The sequence below is a fragment of the Nonomuraea turcica genome, from assembly GCF_030718205.1.
Lineage (GTDB): Bacteria > Actinomycetota > Actinomycetes > Streptosporangiales > Streptosporangiaceae > Nonomuraea.
Genome location: NZ_JAUZQF010000026.1, coordinates 132,246 through 153,743, shown reverse-complemented (window position 1 = coordinate 153,743; position 21,498 = coordinate 132,246). Strand labels below are relative to the sequence as shown.

At 70.2% G+C, this 21,498-nt stretch carries 22 protein-coding genes; 11 read left to right on the top strand and 11 right to left on the bottom strand.

Going from position 1 to position 21,498, the window contains the following annotated elements:
• Positions 1 to 3: 3 nt before the first annotated feature.
• On the top strand, positions 4 to 849 hold the full coding sequence (locus tag Q9G87_RS47695) for a geranyl diphosphate 2-C-methyltransferase (protein WP_305923296.1): 846 nt from the start codon (positions 4 to 6) through the stop codon (positions 847 to 849).
• A gap of 3 nt (positions 850 to 852) precedes the next feature.
• On the opposite strand, the gene Q9G87_RS47690 is transcribed toward Q9G87_RS47695, so the two are convergent.
• The 4 genes from Q9G87_RS47690 to Q9G87_RS47675 form a co-directional block, all read right to left on the bottom strand.
• Entirely contained in the window at positions 853 to 1,965 is a 1,113-nt protein-coding gene (locus Q9G87_RS47690; RefSeq protein WP_305923295.1) for a S1C family serine protease, read from the bottom strand.
• 154 nt (positions 1,966 to 2,119) lie between these two features.
• Positions 2,120 to 2,779: a class I SAM-dependent methyltransferase gene (locus tag Q9G87_RS47685; protein WP_305923294.1), complete on the bottom strand. Its 660-nt coding sequence runs from the start codon at positions 2,777 to 2,779 to the stop codon at positions 2,120 to 2,122.
• Positions 2,780 to 2,884: 105 nt separating this feature from the next.
• Positions 2,885 to 3,337, bottom strand: coding sequence for an STAS domain-containing protein (locus tag Q9G87_RS47680; RefSeq protein ID WP_305923293.1), 453 nt, complete (start codon positions 3,335 to 3,337; stop codon positions 2,885 to 2,887).
• Positions 3,338 to 3,410: 73 nt separating this feature from the next.
• Complete coding sequence (locus tag Q9G87_RS47675; protein WP_305923292.1) at positions 3,411 to 3,980, bottom strand: helix-turn-helix domain-containing protein; 570 nt, start codon at positions 3,978 to 3,980, stop codon at positions 3,411 to 3,413.
• A 69-nt stretch (positions 3,981 to 4,049) separates the two neighbouring features.
• Between Q9G87_RS47675 and Q9G87_RS47670 the strand changes: the two genes are divergently transcribed.
• The 3 genes from Q9G87_RS47670 to Q9G87_RS47660 are packed head-to-tail and all read left to right on the top strand — an operon-like array spanning position 4,050 to position 5,809.
• The gene (locus Q9G87_RS47670) at positions 4,050 to 4,784 is read left to right on the top strand and encodes a CGNR zinc finger domain-containing protein (protein WP_305923291.1); all 735 of its coding nucleotides are present in this window, start codon (positions 4,050 to 4,052) and stop codon (positions 4,782 to 4,784) included.
• Positions 4,781 to 5,251, top strand: a complete 471-nt coding sequence (locus Q9G87_RS47665) for a protein-tyrosine phosphatase family protein (protein WP_305923290.1) — start codon at positions 4,781 to 4,783, stop codon at positions 5,249 to 5,251. The genes Q9G87_RS47670 and Q9G87_RS47665 overlap by 4 nt, the downstream gene beginning before the upstream one ends.
• Before the next feature lie 39 nt (positions 5,252 to 5,290).
• Positions 5,291 to 5,809, top strand: a complete 519-nt coding sequence (locus tag Q9G87_RS47660) for a GNAT family N-acetyltransferase (protein WP_305923289.1) — start codon at positions 5,291 to 5,293, stop codon at positions 5,807 to 5,809.
• An 18-nt stretch (positions 5,810 to 5,827) separates the two neighbouring features.
• On the opposite strand, the gene Q9G87_RS47655 is transcribed toward Q9G87_RS47660, so the two are convergent.
• Positions 5,828 to 6,328, bottom strand: a complete 501-nt coding sequence (locus tag Q9G87_RS47655; RefSeq protein WP_305923288.1) for a hypothetical protein — start codon at positions 6,326 to 6,328, stop codon at positions 5,828 to 5,830.
• Positions 6,329 to 6,678: 350 nt separating this feature from the next.
• Here Q9G87_RS47655 and Q9G87_RS47650 point away from each other — a divergent pair, with 350 nt between their 5' ends.
• Together Q9G87_RS47650 and Q9G87_RS47645 are read left to right on the top strand one after the other, a co-directional pair.
• Entirely contained in the window at positions 6,679 to 6,819 is a 141-nt protein-coding gene (locus Q9G87_RS47650; RefSeq protein WP_305923287.1) for a hypothetical protein, read from the top strand.
• Between the two features lie 428 nt (positions 6,820 to 7,247).
• Positions 7,248 to 8,426 carry a site-2 protease family protein gene (locus tag Q9G87_RS47645; RefSeq protein ID WP_305923286.1) on the top strand — a complete coding sequence of 393 codons (1,179 nt, stop codon included), beginning with the start codon at positions 7,248 to 7,250 and terminating at the stop codon, positions 8,424 to 8,426.
• Between the two features lie 4 nt (positions 8,427 to 8,430).
• On the opposite strand, the gene Q9G87_RS47640 is transcribed toward Q9G87_RS47645, so the two are convergent.
• Positions 8,431 to 8,643, bottom strand: a complete 213-nt coding sequence (locus Q9G87_RS47640; RefSeq protein ID WP_305923285.1) for a hypothetical protein — start codon at positions 8,641 to 8,643, stop codon at positions 8,431 to 8,433.
• An 85-nt stretch (positions 8,644 to 8,728) separates the two neighbouring features.
• On the opposite strand from Q9G87_RS47640, the gene Q9G87_RS47635 reads away from it, so the two are divergent.
• The 3 genes from Q9G87_RS47635 to Q9G87_RS47625 all read left to right on the top strand — a co-directional run bounded on the left by Q9G87_RS47635 (position 8,729) and on the right by Q9G87_RS47625 (position 12,732).
• The gene (locus tag Q9G87_RS47635) at positions 8,729 to 9,493 is read left to right on the top strand and encodes an STAS domain-containing protein (RefSeq protein ID WP_305923284.1); all 765 of its coding nucleotides are present in this window, start codon (positions 8,729 to 8,731) and stop codon (positions 9,491 to 9,493) included.
• A 226-nt stretch (positions 9,494 to 9,719) separates the two neighbouring features.
• Positions 9,720 to 11,825, top strand: coding sequence for a PQQ-dependent sugar dehydrogenase (locus Q9G87_RS47630; RefSeq protein WP_305923283.1), 2,106 nt, complete (start codon positions 9,720 to 9,722; stop codon positions 11,823 to 11,825).
• A gap of 10 nt (positions 11,826 to 11,835) precedes the next feature.
• The gene (locus Q9G87_RS47625) at positions 11,836 to 12,732 is read left to right on the top strand and encodes a sugar phosphate isomerase/epimerase family protein (RefSeq protein WP_305923282.1); all 897 of its coding nucleotides are present in this window, start codon (positions 11,836 to 11,838) and stop codon (positions 12,730 to 12,732) included.
• An 86-nt stretch (positions 12,733 to 12,818) separates the two neighbouring features.
• Here the strand turns inward: Q9G87_RS47625 and Q9G87_RS47620 are convergent, their stop codons facing one another.
• From Q9G87_RS47620 to Q9G87_RS47605, 4 genes are all read right to left on the bottom strand, one after another.
• Positions 12,819 to 13,229: an ATP-binding protein gene (locus Q9G87_RS47620; RefSeq protein ID WP_305923281.1), complete on the bottom strand. Its 411-nt coding sequence runs from the start codon at positions 13,227 to 13,229 to the stop codon at positions 12,819 to 12,821.
• Between the two features lie 126 nt (positions 13,230 to 13,355).
• Positions 13,356 to 14,192 (bottom strand): SAM-dependent methyltransferase, encoded by an 837-nt coding sequence (locus Q9G87_RS47615; RefSeq protein ID WP_305923280.1) that lies wholly within the window; start codon positions 14,190 to 14,192, stop codon positions 13,356 to 13,358.
• Between the two features lie 304 nt (positions 14,193 to 14,496).
• Positions 14,497 to 15,567 (bottom strand): phosphate ABC transporter substrate-binding protein PstS, encoded by a 1,071-nt coding sequence (gene pstS / locus Q9G87_RS47610; protein WP_305923279.1) that lies wholly within the window; start codon positions 15,565 to 15,567, stop codon positions 14,497 to 14,499.
• Between the two features lie 297 nt (positions 15,568 to 15,864).
• Positions 15,865 to 16,794: a hypothetical protein gene (locus tag Q9G87_RS47605; protein ID WP_305923278.1), complete on the bottom strand. Its 930-nt coding sequence runs from the start codon at positions 16,792 to 16,794 to the stop codon at positions 15,865 to 15,867.
• A 580-nt stretch (positions 16,795 to 17,374) separates the two neighbouring features.
• Between Q9G87_RS47605 and Q9G87_RS47600 the strand changes: the two genes are divergently transcribed.
• Complete coding sequence (locus Q9G87_RS47600) at positions 17,375 to 19,357, top strand: transposase (RefSeq protein WP_305923277.1); 1,983 nt, start codon at positions 17,375 to 17,377, stop codon at positions 19,355 to 19,357.
• Positions 19,358 to 19,381: 24 nt separating this feature from the next.
• Here Q9G87_RS47600 and Q9G87_RS47595 read toward each other — a convergent pair whose 3' ends face one another.
• Entirely contained in the window at positions 19,382 to 20,806 is a 1,425-nt protein-coding gene (locus tag Q9G87_RS47595; RefSeq protein ID WP_305923276.1) for a hypothetical protein, read from the bottom strand.
• Positions 20,807 to 21,207: 401 nt separating this feature from the next.
• On the opposite strand from Q9G87_RS47595, the gene Q9G87_RS47590 reads away from it, so the two are divergent.
• A complete protein-coding gene (locus tag Q9G87_RS47590; RefSeq protein ID WP_305923275.1) occupies positions 21,208 to 21,414 on the top strand; it encodes a cold-shock protein in 207 nt (68 codons plus the stop codon).
• Positions 21,415 to 21,498: the final 84 nt, after the last annotated feature.

The window sequence follows — 21,498 nt, the reverse complement described above, 5'->3', positions numbered from 1 at the left end:
CCGGTGACCGCCAACCCCGTGCTCGACAGCCTCTACCAGCATGCCGTCGCGGACTATTGGAACGAGGAAAGGAACCCGGTCAATTTGCGGCTGGGTGAGGTGGACGGCCTCTATCACCACCATTACGGCATCGGAGACGTGGACTGGTCGGTCCTGGAAGGCCCCGCGGAGACCAGGGAGAAACGCGTCGTCGCCGAATTGCACCGGCTCGAGACGGTGCAGGCCGAGACCCTGATCGCCCGGCTCGGCCCGCTGCGTTCCGAGGACCGGGTCATGGACGCCGGCTCCGGCCGCGGCGGCTCCAGTCTCCTCGCCAACCTGCGCTACGGCTGTCACGTGGACGGCGTCTCCATCTCCGAGTCGCAGGTGGCCTTCGCCAACGAGCAGGCCAGGCGGCGCGGCGTGGGGGACAAGGTCCGCTTCCACTTCCGCAACATGCTCGACACCCGCTTCGAGACCGGCTCCTTCCAGGCGATCTGGAACAACGAGAGCACGATGTACGTCGAGCTCGCCCTGCTGTTCGCCGAGCACGCCCGGCTCCTGCGCCGTGGCGGCCGCTACGTCTGCATCACCGGGTGCTACAACGACGCCTATGGCCTGCCGTCCCGGGCCATCAGCCAGATCAACGCCCATTACATCTGCGACATCCACTCCCGCAGCACCTACTTCCGGGAAATGGTGGCCAACCGCCTCATTCCCATCAGCGTTCTGGATCTGACCGCCGCCACCATTCCCTATTGGGAGCTGCGTGCGAAAACCCATCTGGCGACCGGTATCGAGCAGTCCTTCCTCGACGCGTACAAGAACGGGAGCTTCCAATATCTGCTCATCGCCGCCGACCGCGTCTGACGGTCACTTCTGCTCTTCCATGGTGACGGTCACGGTCCGCGTCGCGCCGTTGCGCACATAGGTGACGGCCACCTGCTGGCCCACCGTGAACCCGCGGACCTGGCCGACGACCGTGTCGCCGCCCTCGACCTCGGTTTCGCCGATCTTGGTGATGAGGTCGCCCTGCTTCAGACCCGCCGTGTCGGCCGGGCTACCCTCGGTCACCTGACTGATCAGCGCGCCGGTCGCCTGGCCGGCGGAGTCGGTGACGCTCACGCCGAGGAACGCGTGGCTCACCTTCCCCTTGCTGATGAGCTGCTCGGACACGAGCTTGGCGGTGTTCACGGGGATCGCGAAACCAAGGTTGACACCCTCGGCGGACACCGCACTGTTGATGCCGATGAGCTCGCCGGCCGCGTTCACGAGGGCGCCGCCGGAATTGCCGGGGTTGATGGCCGCGTCGGTCTGGATCATGCCGCCGAGCGTGGTGGTTTCGCTCTCCGCGCCCTGCCGGCTCCAGCCGGGCGGGAGCTGCTGGTCGTTGGGACTGCCTCCGACGGTCACCGTACGGTCCAGCGCGCTGACGATGCCCGACGTCACCGACCCGTCCAGGCCGAGCGGGCTCCCCAGGGCCAGCACCTCGTCGCCCACCTTGACCTGGTCGCTGTCCCCGAGCGTGGCCTTGGCCAGCCCCTTCACGCCCTCGGCGCGGATGACGGCGAGGTCGGTCGCCGGGTCGGCGCCCACCACGCTCGCCTTGGCCGTGTTGCCGTCGTTGAACTTCACGGTCAGGGAGTTCTGGCCGGACACGACGTGGTTGTTGGTGAGGATCAGGCCGTCCTCCGACAGCACCACGCCGGAGCCCTCGGCCGTCTGCCCCTGGATCATCACGACCGACGGCTGCACCTTCTCCGCCACCTGCGCCACCGTGAGCTGGTCGGCGACCGTGCGGAACACCGGGGTCGCCGTGGTCGTACCGGCGGTTGGGGCCGGGCGGGCGGCGCCGGCGACATACGCGCCCACCGCGCCCCCGCCGAGCGCCGACATCCCCAGGGCGGTCGCGGCCGCCAGCGCGATCCCCGCGATCGCCTTGCGGGTCAGCAGGAACCCCTGCCGCCGCGGCTCGTTCGTGTCCATGTCATCTCCTTGGGTCCCGATGACACAAGGGTGATCAATGGCGAGTAAGTGCTGCTTAAGCCCAAGATCCCGGCGACCGGCGGTTGCTGATCCCGGCCTTATCGCCGCTGGCAGCACGCGGGCGCCACGGCCGGAAATCCGAGGAAATCCGTAGTCAGGAGACGGCGCGGGACTCGTCCGCCGCCCGGTAGAGCGACACCGAGAAGGGGCGTTGGACGTTGCGCTCGACACGTTCGGTGATCTTGGAGAGGCCGGGGGCGGCGTCGGCGAACCGGTGCAGCCGCGTGGCCTCCGGCCACGGGTGCACGAGGACGAGCAGCCCGCCGGCCGCCAGCAGCGAGGTCAGGCGGTGCGAGGCGTGCCGTAACCGGTCGCCGCCGCCGACGTAATAGAGGGTCTCCGCGCAGATCACCAGGTCGAAGCCGGGACGCAGGTCGTGCTCGAGGATGTCGGCGTGCAGGAAACGTACGCGGCCGGCGAACTTCTCGTTACGCAGGCGCGCGCGTTCGAGTGCCTTCTCCGAGATGTCGACGCCGGTGATCTCCGCATCCGGGTACGTGGCTGCGAGGAGCTCGGTGAAGACGCCCTCGCTGCAGCCGGCCTCCAGGACCCGACGATAAGCGGGGTCGGGCAGCTGCCCGAGCGTGGTCTGGTATTTGTGCTGTTCGTACGCGTCCGTGGACAGGCGCCACGGGTCGGGCCGGCGGTGCCACCAGTCGAAGTAACGACGGAGGACGGCTCCCTGGGATCGGGCGCCGAGCAGGGAGAAGGATCTGAAGAGAGCGCGATGCAAGATATCGGGAAACCTGGTCACAGGGCTCCTTCGGAGGACGGTCACCGATCTTGAACCTATGCGCCGGATCGCGGACGCGTCATCGTCCTATGGAAGGATTATCCCGTAATCTCTGGCACTCCCCTTTTACGCTTGCGTGAGCGTTTCCTCCGTTGCGCGGGATCGCTGAAGTGCGGCGATCACAGCCGCCTCGACGGTGGCGTGCACGTGCAGAACGGTATTCGCCTGAGTGACGTCCATAAAGCGCGCCACCTTGGGGTGAGGCGCGGCCACATGCAGGGTGCCGCCGTGCTGGCGGGCGAAGGCGTGGGTGTTGAGCAGGACGCGCATGCCCGCGCTGCCCACGAACCTGGCCTCGCTGAGATCGATCACCATGTGCTCGCCGGGCATTCGCCGGCTCTGCTGGATGTGGCGGTCGAGCCGACCGGCGTTGGCGGTGTCGATCTCCCCTGCCACGGAGATCACACTCACACCGGGGAGCCACTGGGTGGCGAACGTCAAATCCAGCATGCGAGGCCCACCGATCGGAATTCGGAGACGAATTTCGGAGATATGGACGCAGGCGATGGCTTGCCTCATCGCACAATAACCGGCGGCTCCCCGTCGTAGAAGATGCCTCGCGTCTCTTTTTCACTCGAGGTCCAGTTATTTGTCAACGGCGGGCCCTTCGGGGGCGCATGATGAGCGCGGCGACGTAGTACGTGCACGGGACGGTGCCTGGATTGGCGTAGGCGTGCTCGACATCCGCCGCGAAATAGGCCGAATCGCCCGCGGTGAGATCGAGGTCTCTGTCGCCGAGGGTCAGCCGGAGGGTGCCGGACTCGACGGCCACGTACTCGTGGGAGCCGGCCGCGTACGCGGGGAACCGCCCCGCGTCGCACCCGGGTGGCAGGGTGGTGCGGATCCACTCGAAATTCACCCCGGGCACCACCGGCGTGAGGATGGTCCGGTGCCACCCGCCCGGCTCGTCGATGTGCTCCTGGTCGGCGGCGCGGCGCACGACGACGCGGTGGTCGTCGGGCGGCGCGACCAGCTCGGCGAGGGGCACGCCGAGCCCGTCGGCGATGCGGGCCAGCACGACGATAGTGGGCGCCTTGTGGCCGCGCTCGACCGAGGACAGCATGCTGACGCTCACATCGGCCGCGTCGGCCAGCTGCTGGAGCGTCATGGAGCGGTCGCGGCGGAGCTCCTGAATGTGCCTGCCCATGGCTTCGAGGTTCACTGACTCCCATCGTAGCCAAGGATGCTGTAAGGGTTATAGTTCGGCTATAAGTCTTACGGAGGGCTGGGCGTGAACATCTCGATCAACGACTACGCGGTGGGGGCGGCCGTGGCGACCGGCCTGGTCAACACCTCGCCTGACGTGCGGGGGGAGGCGCTCCCGGATGTGGACGCGCTGACGGCCTTCCTGGGCGAGCATGGCGTCCGAGCCGACGCCCTGGCGGGCGGGCGGCTGCCGGATGGCGACGACCTGCGCCAGGTGCACCTGCTGCGCCGGGAGGTCCGCCTCGTGCTGGAGGCCGAGACGGAGGAGCGGATCGTCGCGGGCGCGATAGTGCTGGCCGGCTGGGCGGGCCGGGCGCCGGAGCTGCGCCGCGAGGGCGACGGCGGCTGGCAGTGGTACGTCCCGACCGTCGCGGACGCCTCCCTCGCCGCCGAACTGGCCGCCCTCATCGGCATCGGCGTGCTCGGCACCGTGCGTGCCCTCGGCGCGGGGCGCTTGCGCCGGTGCGCGGCGCCGGGCTGCCGCGGCGTGTTCGTCGACACCAGCCGCGGGGGCCGCCGCGCCTACTGCGCGCCGGACCTGTGCGGCAACCGCGTCAACGTGGCCGGCCACCGTGCCCGCCGCCGGACGACAAGCGAAGGAGCTCGCGACGAGAGAGCGAGGAACGAGCCAACGAGGAGCGAAGCGGTCGCGACCATGAACACGAGCGAAGCGGTCGCGACCATGAACACGAGCGAAGCGGTCGCGACCATGAACACGAGCGAAGCGGTCGCGACCATGAACACGAGCGTGGCGCGATGAGCGGCCGGTCGTCGGCCGGGGCCGGGGGCGCTCCGCCGCTGGTGGGGGCGTTCCGACTGCCGGACGGCTCCTGGGTGCGAGGGCGGGGCCTGCGCCGCCCGCTCCCGGCGGGGCCGGTGCCCGGCTTCGGCCTCTACCTGGGCTCCGGACGGCTGCGCCGCCGCCACGACGGCGCATTGCCGTGGCGGCACACCTGGGTGGAGTGGCCCGACTTCCTGCTCCCGCGCGACCGCGACGAGGCCGTCCGGCACATTCGGGCGCTGCATGAGCGGGCGCGGGCGGGGGAGGCGGTCGAGGTCGCCTGCGGCGGCGGCATCGGCCGCACCGGGACGGTCATCGCCTGCCTCGCCGTGCTGGCCGGGCTGGACCCCGCCGCCGCCGTGACCTGGACCAGAGAGCACCACCACCCCCGTGCCGTCGAGACCCCGTGGCAGCGCCGGTGGATCGTCCGATTTCCTGCTCTATAATGTGATCTGGTTTCGCTATAGAGAAAGACGATCATCGTGGTGTCTCCTCAAGCCGTCATCCGCCCGGCGGTTCCCGCGGACCTGAAGGCCGTGGCCGAGATCAACGCCCACTACGTCACCAACACCGTGATCACCTTCGAGGAGACGCCGCCGACCGTCGACGACTGGCACAGGAGGCTGGCCGATCTGACCGACCGCGGCCTGCCGTTCCTCGTCGCCGACGTGTCCGGCGAGGTGGCCGGATACGCCTACGCCGGCCCCTGGCGCCCCAAGCCCGCCTACCGCAACACCGTGGAGGACACGATCTACCTGTCCCCCGAGCACACCGGCCGGGGGCTGGGCGGAGCCCTGCTGGGCGAGCTGGTGACCCGGTCGATCGCGGCCGGGATGCGCCGCATGATCGCGGTGATCGCCGACGCCGACGCCGGCGACGACCGCTCGATCGAGCTGCACCGCCGCTTCGGCTTCGCCGAGGCGGGCCGGCTGACGGAGGTCGGCTACAAGCACGGCCGCTGGATCGACACCACGCTCATGCAACGCGCCCTGGCCGTCGCCTGAGCTCACAATTTTCCAGGATCAGCGCCAGGAGAGCAGGTAGTCCGTGCCTGCCTGGGCCAAGAAGTCGTCGATGGCGTCGGGAGTGAGCGGCGGCGGCATGGGGTGGCGGCCGGGAAGCGCGCGGTAGGCGGGCTGGTAGCGCAGCGAGCTGCCGGCATCGGCAGGGTAGGCCTGCGTGTCGACGCCGATGATCTCGGCCTTGTCGGTGGCGTACCGGCTGATCAGCTCCTCCCACTGCGGGATCGGCACGACCCCGGGCGACCAGAGTCCCTGGGAGAAGACGTTGAGGTAAATCGACCGGTACGGCGGAGCGGTCCGGAGGTAGCGCTCCAGCTCCTCGTAATCGTTGTCCGAGTTGAACCGCATCCAGAACGGCACCGAAGCCGTGCGCAGCACCCAGTACGGGTCCGCCTGCACGTACGACTCGGCGACCAGCCGATCGGCGGGCAGGCCACGGCGACGATGCCACCAGCGGTAGAAGTCGGCGACGAAGGGGCTGAGATCCTCGGGCCCGGCCACCGTCAGCCTGCGCAGCCGGTAGCCGCGCCGTTCCGCCAGCTTCTCCAGGTCGGGGACGATGGCGGGGTCCAGGCGTCAGCCCGCCCAGGCACCCGAACTGGAAGCAGGTTCGTTCCCCGGTCCCCGTGGAGCGCCAGGTCCTGGTGCAGTCGAGCAGGATGATGCTCCCGCCGTCGGCCAGCCGCTCCTCCAGGAACCGCTCGTAGGCGGGGCCGAGGCGCAGCCGCTTGAGCCGCATGTACGCCATCGCCTCCAGCATCGGCCGGTCCTGCACCGGGTCGTGCATGTGGTAGACGGACAGGTCGGGGTTGTTCTGCGCGATCAGCTGGGCCGTCGGGGCGAGCGCGCGCATGGCCGAGACCGGGTCGTCCGGATCGGTGTCCCGGTCCCTGACCGCGACCAGCGTGGTCTGCGGCAGGAAGGGCGCGCCCAGCGCGGCGGCCAGATGCAGGGCCGCGCCGCTCGCCGCGCCCACCACCAAGGCGGGGTAAGGGCCGGGACCGTACTGCCGGACCACCCAGTAGTCCAGGTCCTCGCGGCGGACCTGCGGCACCCGGTGCGGAGGCAGGCCCTGGACCAGGCCCATGGCCTGGTACATCAGCCGCCGCACCCGCGCAGGCGGCGCCGAGGCGAGAGCCGCCAGCACGCGGGAGCCCGGTCCCACCGACATGCCCCGGTGGTCCTTGCCCCGCAGGAACCGGCCGGTCGCTCGCACCATGTTGACGGAGGAGTCGAAGTCGACCTGGGCCCGGGCGGCACGCAGGCGGCGCATGACCCCCTCCACGAGCGCGACCTTGTCCTTGACCCTCATGAGCATCACGCCTTACCCGAGCCGCCCTTCGCGAAACGGGCGGCAGGTTTCTTGAGCACCACCCGGGTAGCCGGATCTGGTCGGCTCGTTGGCTAAGGAAGTGGGCAGATGCGATCGTCGTTCCGTCTGGGCCGCGTCGGCGGGGTCGTCGTCGGGCTCAACGTCAGCGTGCTGTTCATCGTCGTGATCCTGGTCGCGGGGCTGGCCTTCGGGCGCTTCCCGATCGCCTTCCCCGGTCACTCCACGGCCGTCTACCTGCTGGCCGGCCTGGGCGCGGCCGTGTTGTTCATGGCCTCCCTGCTCGCGCACGAGTTGGCGCATGCCCTGGTGGCCAAGCGCCACGGCATCGAGGTGCCGCAGATCACGCTGTGGCTGCTCGGCGGGGTGGCCGAACTGCGCAGCGAGCCCCGGACGCCCGCCGCGGACCTGAAGATCGCCGTCGTGGGTCCGGTGGCCAGCCTGGCCTGCGCGGTGGTCTTCGGCGCCATGGCGCTGCTGACGTCCGGCGCGCCGCTGGTGGCCGGGATGTTCGCGTACCTGGCCGCGGTCAACGTGCTGCTCGCGGTGTTCAATCTGATCCCGGCCGCGCCTCTGGACGGCGGCCGCGTGTTGCGTGCCGCGCTCTGGGCGCGGTGGCGGGATCGGGTGCGGGCCGCCGTCGCCGCCGCCCGCGCGGGGCGGGTGTTCGGGTTCGCGCTCATCGCGCTCGGGTTTGTGCTGATCGTCACCGGGCTCAGTCTCGACGGGCTCTGGCTCGCGCTGATCGGCCTGTTCGTCGTCAACGCCGCCACCGCCGAGGAGCAGCAGGCGCAACTCGGCGCCGCCCTGCATGGGGTACGGGTCGGGGACGTGATGTCCGCCCAGCCCGTTGCCGCCCACCCCGACGAGACCGTGTCCGGGCTGATCGAGCGGCTGGTGATGAGCCGGCGGCTGTCCACGTACCCGCTCGTGGACGAGAATGGCGGATTCCTCGGCCTGGTGACGCTCAACCGCATCCGGCAGGTGGCCCCCGAGGCGCGGGAAACGACCCGGCTACGCGAGATCGCCTGCCCGCCCGAGGAGGTGCCGCGGGCCACCACGGAGGAGCCGCTGACCGGCCTGCTGAGCCGCATGACCGGCTGCGCGGACGGCCGCGCCGTGGTGCTCGACCCCTCCGGGCGCCTCATCGGGCTCCTCACACCGACCGACATCAGCCGCGTGATCCAGACCGCCGGCCTGCGCGGGAACGATCCCTATCCGCACCCGCGCGGCGCCGACATGGCCGTGCCGCACCGTGACGGCTTCTGAGACGTCACTCGAAGTCGTCAGGGTTCAGCTCTTTGCTCCTGATGAAGGCCGCGTCGAATTCGTCCAGGATCTCACCGGGTTCCTCGTCCGCAGCGAGCACGGGCTCCTCGTCCGCAGCGAGCACGGGCGACTCCTCCTTGGCCGTGGTCAGCAAGGTCCGGATGGTTTCTTCGTCGTCTTCCCGCTCCGCAGGCGCCTGATCCTTTGGGTTGCTCATCTCGACTCCCCCTTCTTCGGTCCCCTGCCCAGCAGGACCCCTCTCATCCGCGTCAACGGCACCGAGGGGTACGTCGAAATCACAGGTGTCGTCCGCCGCTCGCGGGGTAGTGGGCGACCACTCGGGCGCCCGGGAGGTGGCGGCCATCGGCAAGGTGGTGTGGGAGCAGTCGTTCGACCGCGACTCGCTGTATGTCCTGCGGGCGACGGTGGAAGCGCACGCGATCGAGGCCGGCCTGCCGGAGGGCCGCACCGCCGACCTGGTGCTCGCCGTGCACGAGCTGGCCACCAACGTCATCCTGCACGGCTCGGGCGCGGGACGGGTGCGCCTGCGGACGGCGGACGGCATGGTGCACTGCCAGGTCATCGACCCCGGCTGTGCCGCGGTGCCGGGAGCCCCCGCGTGGCCGTACGAGTTCGGTCACGGGTTGTGGATCGTCCGCTCCCTGGGCGACCGCCACTTCGTGATCAGGGGCCCGGACGGCACCGTCGCCGGCGTCGGCTTCGCCCTTCCCCACCCTCGACGCCCCTCTTTCCGGCTCACCCGGCACGACGATGACGGCCACACCACGCTGCGCCTGATCGGCGACCTCGACCAGGGAACGGCCCCCGACCTCACGGCCGCCGTCGAGTCCCTGATCGAGGCGGCCCGGCCGCGCCGCCTCGTTCTGGACTTAAGCAGCATGAGCTTCTGGGACTCCATCGGCATCTCCGCCCTCCTCACGGCGCACGAACAGGTCAAGGCGGCCCCGGGCGTCTCGATGACCGTGAAGGGGATCTCCGACGACTTCCGCCACCGCCTCGACTCCCTCACGTTCGTACCGCTCGAGTACGAGAGCCCGGGGGACTAGCGGCTGCGTCCGACAGGGCGGGCATCGTCAGCGGGGTCGACTCAAGAGACCAGGCCTACCTGGGCGGATGTGCCCCAGCAGCGGGCCCGTGCGGGGCACTTAGTCCGATCGGACGCGAAAGGTGTCGCGGTTTTCGGTAATTAGGCTCTCGTCGATCGGCGGAAGTCGGGTTACATTCACGTTACTTTGCCCTCTCTTATCCCCCGAGTAGACCGAAGGGAGAGGCATGGGAGCGCGAACCATGATCGCGGCCATGACGGCCGCGGCGATCCTCATGCCGGCCGCCGCCGCGAACGCTACGGGAACCGCCGGAGCCGCGGCCCCGCCGCCAGACGCCCAATTCCAGAAGGTGACACTCAACGACAATCCGGGCGAGCCGATGGACCTGGCGGTGTTACCGGATTCGAGGGTCCTGCACACCACCCGCCCCGGCGAGGTCTGGTTGCACGACCCCAAGACCGGACTCAACACGCTGGCCGCCCGGCTCGACGTCTACCAGCACGACGAGGAGGGGCTGCAGAGCATCGCCCTCAGCCCCGGCTTCGGCACGGGCTCGAAGCAGGACGACTGGGTCTACCTCTACTACTCCCCGCCGCTCAACACCCCGATCGACGACCCCGCCACGCCCGACGTCAACGAAGGCGACGCGCCGTTCACCGGCACACCGCAGGACTTCGCGCCCTTCAAGGGGCTGATCCGGCTGTCCAGGTTCCGCTTCACCGGTGCCACCATCGACCTGCGCAGCGAGCAGCGCGTCCTCGACGTGCCGGTGGACCGCGGCATCTGCTGCCACGTCGGCGGGGACATCGTCTTCGACGCCGACGGCAATCTCTACCTGTCCACCGGCGACGACACCAACCCGTTCTTCTCCGACGGCTACACCCCGATCGACGAGCGGGCCGACCGCAACCCGGCGTTCGACGCCCAGCGCAGCTCCGGCAACACCAACGACCTGCGCGGCAAGATCCTGCGCATCAAGGTACGCGACGACGGGTCCTACACGATCCCGCGCGGCAACCTGTTCAGGCCCGGCACGGCGGGCACCCGGCCGGAGATCTACGCGATGGGGCTGCGTAACCCGTTCCGCATCGAGCTCAACCGGCGCACCGGCGATCTGTACGTGGCCGACTACTCGCCCGACGCGGACGAGGCCGATCCCCAGCGTGGCCCGGCGGGGCACGGCAAATGGGCGGTCGTCCGCAAGGCCGGCAACTATGGCTGGCCCTACTGCGCGACCGCGCGGCTCCCGTACGTCGACTACGACTTCGCCACCGGCGCGTCACGCGCGCCGTTCACCTGCGCCGCGCCCGTCAACGAGTCGCCGCGGAACACCGGCCTGCGTGTGTTGCCGCCGGTGGTCCAGCCGGAGGTTTGGTACTCGTACGGGCCGTCGCAGGAGTTCCCGCAGCTGGGCACCGGCGGCATCGGCCCGATGGCCGGGCCCGCGTACGACTTCGACCCACGCACGGCGAGCGGACGCGCGCCCATCGCCTGGCCGAAGTACTACGACGGCGTCCCGCTCTTCTACGAGTGGACCCGTGACTACGTCAAGGCCTTCCACGACAACGGGCGGCGGATCGAGAACGTGTTGCCCTCGCTCGTCTTCGACAACCCGATGGACATGGAGTTCGGCCCCGACGGGGCGCTGTACGTGCTGGAGTATGGCGACGGCTTCTTCAGCGAGAACCCGGACGCCCAGCTCTCGCGCTTCGACTACATCGGCTACACCGGCAACCACACGCCCATCCCGGTGGCCGCGGCGTCGGCGACCGCCGGCCACGCGCCGCTCACGGTCGCCTTCACCAGCGCCGGCACGTCCGACCCCGACGGCGACAGGCTCCGCTACGCGTGGGACTTCAACGCCGACGGCAGGGTCGACGCGCGTAGCCCCGACGCCTCGTACACCTACCAGCAGAACGGCCTCTACCACGCCACCCTCCGGGTCACCGATCCCGCCGGCATGTCCGCGGCGACGTCGGTGCGGATCGTGGTCGGCAACGCCGCGCCGGTCGTGGAGCTGGTCCGGCCCGCCGACGGCGGGCAGGTCGCCTTCGGCGACGTGGTCGAGTTCGAGGTACGCGTCACCGACGACCAGCCGGTGAACTGCGCGAACGTGACCGTGGACTACATCCTCGGCCACGACGACCACGGCCATCCGCAGACCACGGCACGCGGCTGCACCGGCTCCATCCAGACCACTGAGCCGAGCGGCCACGACCCGGGGAGCGACGACCTCACCGGCGTCTTCGTCGCCACCTACACCGACCCCGGCGGCGACGGGCTGCCCTCGCTGACCGGTAGCGACCAGGCCGTACTCGAGCCCACCAGTTAGGAGAACCCCCATGTGTTACGGCTATGGCCCCAGCAGGCGCTCCCTGCTCGCCGCGGGCCTCGGACTCGGAGCGGCCGCCTTCGCCGCCGCTTCCCCTGCCGCCGCGGCGACCTCGCCGCACCACCACGGCAGGGACCGCGTCCCGCCGGGCGAGATCAGCATCCAGCTCTGGACCGTACGCGACGACCTCGCCAAGAACTACGACGCGACCCTGGCCTACCTGGCCGAGATCGGCTACCCGAAGGTCGAGCTCGCGCTCGGCTACTTCGGCCGTACGGCGCAGCAGCTCCGCGCGTTTCTCGACGGGCTCGGCATCCGTGCCACCTCCAGCCACGACGGCATCAGCGCGGACGACGCCGGCCTGGAGACGAAGATCTCCAACGCGCTGACCCTCGGCCAGTCCTTCATGGTGGTGCCCTATCTGAACTCCGACAGCGAGGACCAGTGGAAGGCCTGGGCCGAGCGCATGAACGTCGAGGCCCTGGCGGCTCGCAAGGCCGGGCTGCGGTACGGCTACCACAACCACGCCCACGAGTTCACGATCGACCTCGGCGGCGGGAAGACGCCATGGGACGTGCTCACCGCCGAGCTTGATCCCCGGCTGGTCCACCTGGAGATCGACATCTACTGGGCGGTCACCGGTGGCGTCGGGCGCGGCGCCGCCGACCCGGTGCGCTTCGCGCTCGACGTCATCCGGGAGGCGCCGCAGCGCGTGCTGCAGTTCCACGTCAAGGACCGGCATCTCGACGGTGACATGGCCGACCTGGGCACCGGGACGATCGACTTCCGGCGGATCTTGGACAGGCACCGTGTGCTGGAGTACATCGTGGAGAACGACACTCCCGACGTGACTCCCCGGCAGACGGCGGAGGTCGGATACCGCTACCTGCGGAAGATCAGGTTCTGAGCACCCACGCTGCCGAGCCCGGCCCCCTTCGCCTGCCTGCCGCGGCGCCGGGGGCCGGGCCGACGCGTGCAGAAGGCCGCACGCCGTCAGGCTGTGTGGCTGACGGAGAACCACACGATCTTGCCGCCGTTCGCGGCGGACACTCCCCAGTCGTCGGCGATCGCCGCGACGATCTGAAGCCCGCGGCCCGAGAGCGCGTCGACATCTACTGAGCACGGGTGGGGGTCGCCGTCACCCGGGTCGAAAACCTCGCCGTACAGCCGGCCGTCACGTTGTTCCAGGCGCAGCGCATAGGCCGCTCCGCCGTACCGTACGGCGTTGGTGACCAGTTCGCTGACGATGAGCAGGCAATCGTCGATGACCTTCTCGAGGCCCCAGACGGTCAATTTGGTGCGGACGAGGGAGCGCGCCTCGCCGACGCCGGAGGGCACTGACGGCAGCACGTACTCCGCCGTGCGGATCGGTGCGGCCGACAAGGAGCCGGGATGGGGGGACATCTGCATCACATCTCTCGCTTGGGAGCGCTCCCAATCCCTACGGTAACCCGCCGTCCTCACTCTTGGAATCCGGGATAGACAGGATTGTTGTGATTTCGTGTCTCGGTGGTCGTGCGGTATCCGTGCTCAGGGGATGCGGGCCACGGCCCCGTAGTTTCCCGATGAGCCTGGCTGGTCGCGGCAGGCGAGATCACGCCCGGCGGGACGCCACTGCGGGACCCACACCAGACCGGGCTCCACCAGGTCGAGACCGTCCAGCAAGGCCGCGACCTCGTCCCTGGAGCGGATCGTGAGACCCGGCAGCGTCATGGCGAGCAGATCGCGGATGGCGGGCAGCAACTCCGGCGGGATGCTGTCGAACGTCGTGTGCAACAGGCCGAGGAAGCTTCCCATCGGCGCGATGTGCCGGAGTCGCTTGATGACGTAATGGGCGTATTCATCGTCGTCGAGGCTGTACGTCGACAGCAGCAACACAGCCAGTGGCCGGTCCCAGTCGAGGAACGTGTGGATCACCTGGTCCCCGAGCATCTCGTCGATCTCCCGCACGTCACCCTCCACCACGCGGACCAGGTCGGTGAAGGGTTCGATGGTGGCTTGCGCCATGGTCACCACCATCGGGTCGTTCTCCACGTACACGACCCGCAGATCGGGGTTGGCCGAGGCGCGGCGCGCTATGTCATGCAATCGGTGCCCGGCCGAGAGGCCGCTGGGGACTCCGCTCCCCACGATCATGAATTGGTCCACGCCTTCGTCGGCGGCCAAGTGGCGTACCACTCGGGACAAAAACTGAAGCACGGCGCGGGCGGCGGTCGTGATCGCGGGGGTCACTTGATCGAAATGGCGCACTGTGGCCTTGTCCAGCAGGAAGTTGTTCTTCCCACCTGCTGCGGCGTCGAATATCCGGGTGATTCTGGCTTGCGTGGAATCGAGCTTGGCCAGGTTTCGGACAGCTCTTCCGTGCATGAGCGTTGCCCCTTTCCCCTCGCCGCCCACCCTCTCGCGGTAAGCGATCTATGGACCTCACTCGACGACTCAGACCATATGTTCCAACAATTCCAGTCAATGGCAATACGATAGACCGGTTATTTCGGGAAATGTTTGTTACCAGAATCTTCGCGAAATGATCTGTGGTCACCGCGTCGCCGGGCCGGTCCGGGCGGCCCGCACCAGCGGCAGGGCCGCTCGATCCGCTACGCCCGGTGGCAGCAGGTCGAGCACGGTGAAGGCCAGCAGGAAGGGCGCCAGAGCGGCCGCGCAACCCGATGGCTCAGTCGGTGACGTCGAGCCGCTGACGCACCTTGGCGAGGAGGTCCTGGGGGAGCGGGGCGTAACCGTACAGGGAGAGGTAGGACTGGCCGGCGTCGCCGGCGGTGTAACGGAGGAAGGTTTCGACGAGCGGGTCGGCGTTCTTCGAGCAGGTGATCTCGTACGTGACCAGGACGATGGGGTAGGCGCCCTTGACCTTTGTCAGGTAGTCGAACTCCACCACCAGGTCATCGTTCCGGCCGGCCATCCGGGTGCCCTCCAGCGCCTTGGTGGCGCTCTGGGGCGACAGCGCCACGAACTGGCCGGAGGCGTTGCGCACCTTCGCGGTAGGCAGGCGGGCGGTGCTGGCGAACCCGTACTCCACGTACCCGATGGACCCCTCGGTGTGCTGGACGGCGTCGATGATTCCCGAGGAGCCCGCGACGCCGTGCCCCCGGCTCGGCCACTTCCTGGACGGTTGGTGCGGCCAGCGGCCCGCCGCCTTGAGATAGGTGGTGAAGTTGTGGGTCGTCCCTGAGCTGTCGGAGCGGTGGAAGAAGCGGATGCCGGTGTGCGGCAGGCGCTTGCCCTGGTTGTCGGCGGCGATCTCCGGGGCGTCCCATCTGGTGATCCGCCCGCTGAAGATGCCGGTCAGGGTGGTGGGCGAGAGCTTCAGATCCGGCACGGACGGAAGGTTGTAGGCCAGCGCGATGGGGCCGACCACCATCGGCAGGTGCACCGCGCGGCTGCCGCAGCGCCGGTCGGCCAGCGCCTGTTCGGAGGGGTGCATCGCGACGTCGGAGCCGGCGAACGCGGTGGTGCCCGCGATGAAGTCCCGGATGCCGTCCCCCGATCCGTTGGCCTCGTAGTCCACCCGCAGGCCGGGGTGGATGCGGTGGAACTCGGCACGCCAGGCGTCCATCGCGCCCTTCTGCGCGGTCGAGCCCGAGCCGGAGATCGATGCGGTGATCGGGGGACTCTGGGGTACGTCTTCGCGGGCGGCCAACATCGCGGCCCCGCCCACACCGGCGGCTGAGGCGGCCAGGACGAGGGCAAGGGCTGCCTGCCCAGCGGTGCATTTCAGCTTTGCCATTTCATCGAGCCTATGAAGTGCACATGACTGAGGCGTTCATCGCACGTCAAGCGCCCGGACATATAACGTCATTTCCTCGTCAACTTGTCCCGAATCCGCAGACACGAGCGCCAAGCCGGCTCGTCCCCTGGAGTCGGTCGACGGTGGTGTCCCAGGCTTCCTGGCGTACCTCCAGGTATGGGGAGTCACGTAGGTCACGGAGGAGCTCCCGCCATGGGGCGGCCCAGTCGGTGCGCTCCCCGCCGACCCGGGTGAGTGCGCATGCGAACAGGGCCCCCGCCAGATCGCCGCGGTCCGTCAGGCGCCGGGCGGCGGGCAGCCCGCCGCGGGCGGTATCGGCGGCCGCCTGCCGTAGTTCCCGAACAGCTTCGAGATCGCCTGGTCGGCCGTACGGGCCGCGAGGACCGGCCGGTCCCGGAGCAGTTCCGCCAGCGCCCATGTGGCGAGCAGGGCGAGACCTCCGCCGATCAGGCCGGTCACCTGGACGGCGGCCACCCTGGCGGCGACGGGCAGTCGCTCGTCGTCCACGACGGCGGCGAGCCCGGTGCGTATCCGGTCGCGCTGCTCGGGTGTCCACCGGCCGGCGTCGCCGCCGCATACCGCCGGCACCCACGTGGGATCGGCGAACCGGCCGCGACCGGCCGGTGGCGCCGACGAGGAGTTGGCGAACCGGCCGCCGTGGTTCCCGTTCAGCAGCGGGAGGAGGAGGTCGGTGCGGTGCCGGGCCACCGTGCGCCAGACGGCGGGCAGCGTCACGGCCGACGGGTCCTCGCGTACGAGCTCGGCCGCCCGCTCCAGCCGGAGGGTCGCAGGGTTCGGCGGCGGCTGGGCGGCGGCCGTGTCGGCTCCCGCCGGCCGGGACGCCCGGGCGGGGGGTCGCCGGCGGCGGCCGTGCGGGCGGGTCAGCCACAGGTCGGCGGCCTCGCGGGCGAGCGGCTCCGGCGCCGTGCGGATGGCGGCGCGCAAGTCGTCCTGGAGTTCGGCCAGCGCCCATGAGCGGCGGCCGAGCGCGTGGGCGAGGGCCACGGCCAGGGTGAAGTCCTCCCGCTCGCGCGCGGCGCGCAGGTGCGGGCGCAGCACTGCCAGCAGGTCGTGCTCCTGGCCCGCACGCAACACCCGGTCCAGACCGTGTGGCTCCATGGGCTCGTCGGCGTAGTCGCGACGGCGGCGGACGGGGGAGGCCTGGAGCGCCTGTGCGGGCAGGCCGCCCGCGCCGTGGCGGGCCACCAGCTTTCCGTACGCGCCCAGCCCCCATGTGGTCAGCGCGGGTGCGGCGGCCGGGTCGTGATGCCGCAGGATCCGACCGGCCAGGGTATGAACGGTTCTTTATATTCGCTATGAAAGCCTAGGGCTCTGCGATGATCCCGTTGCGGCCTTGCTGTGGTGGGCGGGTCCGGGCGTGGTGGTTCGGGTCTCGGCGGGGGCGGGCGCTGCGGATCGGGTCCGGGTCGAGTCGTCGGTAGCGTGCCGGAGCCGGTCTCGATCTCGTGGTGCACACTATGCCGGTGGAATGTGCCTGCAGGGCGAGGGGCCGGGCGGCCCGCCGGGATTCGTGTCGTGCGATCTGGGCGGGGGTGCGGGCAGGGCCGCGGTGCGTTGAGGGTGCGGGCGGTGGTGTCCGGCCGGTTGGGATTTCGCTCAAGCGTTCTACCCCAAGGGGCAAACTCTTGGTAGTGTTTCCGTTACACATCGTGGGTTTGGGGTGCGGGAAGCGAGGGGTGGGCGGGGTGCAGGTCGAGCGGCACACGCATCACTACACCTATCGATGCCGCCTCTGTCGATGCCGCCTCGCATGCCGGGGCGGCGCATGAGCAAGCTCACCGCGACCGCCCCCTGCACCGCCTATGCCGCGCTGGTGGAGCAGACCGGCCAGGTCGTCCCCCAGCCGTTGCTGGCACAACGGGTCGCCTGGCTGGCCGGCCTGGCCCGGGACCTGACCGCCCGTCTGGTCGCCGCCCGCTGGACGGTGGCTGATCTGGACGCGCTGGCCTGCGGGGTCGGGTTGGACGGGCGGGCGTTGCCGGCCAAGGGCTGGATGGCGGTGCGGCGGCTGGGCTGGGCCCTGGCCCCGGCTGCGGGCGTGCATGTCTGTGATCGGGTGCTGCGCTGTGCCCAGGAGCAGGCCGCCCGCACCCTGCGGCTGGCGCTGCACCGCCGCACGCTGGTGGCGGCGATCACGACCACCTGGCCGGGCGATGCGCGCAAGCGGACCGACGCCGAATGGCAGGCGCTGCGCAAGGTCCTGCCGGACGGGGTGAGCGCGGCGGAGATCCGTCACCGCACCCGGCAGGTCCGCGCCTACCTGGACGAGCATGGCGTGTTGCCGGCCGATCTGACCGACCTGGAACAGCCGCCGAACATCGCGGCGCAGATCGTGCTGGCCGCGGCCGACAAGCAACTCGTCACCCTGGAACGCACCGGCGAGGGCGGCGCCCGCCTGCGGATACGCCTCCCCCTGACCGAATCCCCCGCCTCCGGTAGGGACTGGGCCTGGCACGTGCTGCCGATCACCCTGCCACCGACCGTCCCGCCCCAGGCGAAGCTGTGCACCCCCACGCTGCGGGTGGCCAAGGGCCGGGTGCGTGTCGATCTGCCGTTCCAGAGCCCGATCGGCTTCGCGCCCGCCACCGGACATGTGGTGGCGTGCGCCTTCGACTGGGGCGTCAACACCCTCCTGACCGGCGCGACAGGACGCCTGAACGGCGGCCGGGTCGTCTCCGATGGACGGCCGCTGACCTACGACGCCAGCGGCGTGTCGGCCAAGCTGCACCGGCTGCGGGCCGAGCGCGAGCACCTGGCCACCAAACGCAAACACCAGGAAAGGCTGCTTGCGGGCATCCCGCCCGCCGACCGCCGCTTCCCCGCGTTGGCCGCGGCGTATGAGGTCATCAGCGTCGAGCACGAGCGGCTGTGCGCGCGCATCCGGCACCTGAACAAGGCGCTGGCCTGGTCGGCGGCCCGCTGGGCACTCGACCAAGCCCTCGCCGCCGGGGCGACGGTCATCTACATGGAGGACCTGGCCACCCTGGAGGCGCGAGGGCGGCGGGGACGGGCGAACGCGCGGCTGTCGGGGCAGGTGCGCGGGCAGGTCGTGGAGGCGATCCGGCACCTGGCGGCGAAGCACAGCATCGCCGTGGTCACCGTCCCGGCCCGCGGCACGTCCAAGTACTGTCCCCGGTGCGGTGACGGCACGTCGGTGCTGACGCATTGTCCGGCCCCGGACCGGCTCGCCGAGCGGGGCTGGGCGTGGGCCTGGTGCCCGGCGTGCGGGCTGTCGTGTGATCGGGACTGGGCGGCGGCCGAACGCATCCTGGCCCGCGGCCTGCTCGGCCAGCAGGCCACCCGCACCGACCGCACCACCGGGCAGCGCACCATCCCCCAAGTGGTGGAGGGCAACGTGGCCCGCGCCCGCCGAACGCGCAAACCCACCCGTGCCGCCCGGCGCGCCCGCCGTACCCGGACCGACCTGCACCCCCGACCGGCGGCGCGGGACAGGTCCAAGAGCCGTCCCACCCCGAAACGACCGGCACGCACCAGCTCGGTGCGTACATTGATGACCTCCAGCCGTGTGCCCGACCGGCGCACGGTGCCCGCCCCATTCCCTGCCAGGAGTGGACAGCGTCCGGCGGGCCATGCACCCCAGCCGACACGGCGCCCGCCGTCCCGGACAGGGCATGTCAGGAATTCTCACCACCGGACCGGCTTCCACCACGCCCAAGCCACCCCGGTGCTCGCACTCGCCGAGCACCGGGGTGGCTTGGGCCAGGCTACGCCTGCCCGGGTTGCCTGATTCCTTCAGGGAACTATAGAGAATTCAAGACGCTGCGAAGCGCTTCCGGTCGACCGCGTCGGTGGCGATGCGTTCGAGCGTCTCCGCACAGGAGTCGTCGAGCAGCCCCGGCGGTACGTCCGCCAGGGCAGTCAGCAGGTCCCGGCGGAGCGGATCCTGTTCGTTGACGGTACGCAGGGCCAGGTCGGCCAGGAGCGTGTGGAGCGCCGCCCGGTTCCGGGTCCGGGCCGTGCACTGCACCAGCAGGGTCCTGGCCAGCCCGCGCCGCCGCGGGTCCCCGCCCACGGCCGCCTCGCGCAGCGGGCCGACGGCCTCCTCGTACGGCAGGTAGGAGGTGAGCTCCAGCGGGATGTCCGGATCGTCCAGGCGGGAACGGGCCGAGTGCCACACCGAGTCGTGCCAGGCGAGCATGCGTCCGGCCGCGCCCGCCGCCGTCTCGGCAGGCAGCCACCTGAGCAGCCGCATTCCCCACAGCCCGGTCGAGCCACCTCTACGCTCGGCGGCCGCCTCGAAGATCGCGGTCCGCCGGGCGGGTGGCAGCGACCGCAACACCGGGCCGAGCCGGTGTTCGGCCGAGGCAAGGCGCAGGATCTCCGCTTCCGAACCCGACCGCAGGTGGCGGAGCAGCGCCTTGGGCGGCTCCGCCCAGCCGATCGATGAGCCGTCGACCAGCACTTTGATGGCATGTGCGGGGTCCGCCCTGAACAGTGCGTTCAGCACCGCACCCGGCAGCCGGAAGGCGAGGTGACGCAGGTCGTGTCGTTCCAGCAGGGCCAGCATGAGCGCCGGCTCGGCGAGCGCGGCGCGCGCCACACCCGCGCCGCGGCGACGCCACCAGGCCCACGCCGGAACTCCCGTGGACAAATCCTGCTCGGCCACCGCCATGACCGCGCCCGCGTGCCGTTTGGACAGCGCCGCCCAGGACGTCACCGCATGGGCGAGCTTGGGCAGCCATTGCGTGACGGTCCCGGCGCCGCAGGCAGGCAGCAGCGCGGCGGCCTCGCGGTCCCCCCAGCGAGCGTGGACGTCCGGCAGCAGGGACTCGGCCAGTGCGGTCCTGCGGGCCTGCGTCAGCGTGCGGTACAACGCCAGCCGCAGCTCAGTGGGCGCGTCCTGAAGCACGGCGGCCACCGCCGGATCAGGCACCGGCAGGGTGCGCACCGCGCGCAGGGCCGCGCGTCGCAGCCCCATGTCCGGCCCGGCGAGGATCTCCTGGATGAAACCGAGGTCGCGAGCCGCCATGGCCACGTGCAGGGCCATGCGCCGCGCGTACTGGTCCTGCGAGAGCAGCTCCCGCAGGAGAACGCGCAGGTGGGAGGTGCCGGCCAGGCGGCGGGCGTGGAGTGCGAGCGCGCGCATGCGGCGCGGGTGCGGCAGGGGTTCAAGATGCGCCAGCAACGTGGCGGCGGGGAGATTGATGTCGTGGGCCGGCTCCTCGGCCGGCTCCATGGGCCTCAACGGCCTGGGCGGAGACCGCCCTTTCCACTAGTCATGCCGACGATGGTGGCCGATCACGCCCTCGCCGCGCAAGTACGCGTGGGCTCCCGCCCACGTAGCGGTGCCGCGGCGGTTGCAGGCGGTGCGTGCCCACCTGCCGGATATGTTCAGCCGTGAGTAAATCGCGATTGCCGATAAATGCCCGCTGGACGGCTGGACGATGTGGTGGAATGCCTGTGCTAGACTACCTGTCGTTGCAGTTGTTGTACCCATAACATGCTTTGTGCGCGCCTGGCAGAGTGATTGCAAGGCGCGTTTTTGTTTCCCGGTCATCTCCGGATGGGCTCATCGCGGCGACACGGCAATTCGCACGGTGCGAATTGCGTCCCTGCACACATCTCGAGGAGATCGACATGGCTTCCGGAACCGTCAAGTGGTTCAACTCTGAAAAGGGCTTCGGCTTCATCGCGCAGGACGGCGGCGGCGCCGACGTCTTCGCCCACTACTCCAACATCGTCGCCAATGGCGGCTACCGTGAGCTGCACGAGGGTCAGAAGGTGTCTTTCGACATCGTCCAGGGCCAGAAGGGCCCGCAGGCGGAGAACATCGTCCCCGCCTGACCTCGCACGTTCGTAAGTCTGGGCCCGCACCCGCAATGGGTGCGGGCCCAGACCGCGTTCACCCCCAAGATCCCGCATTCCCGT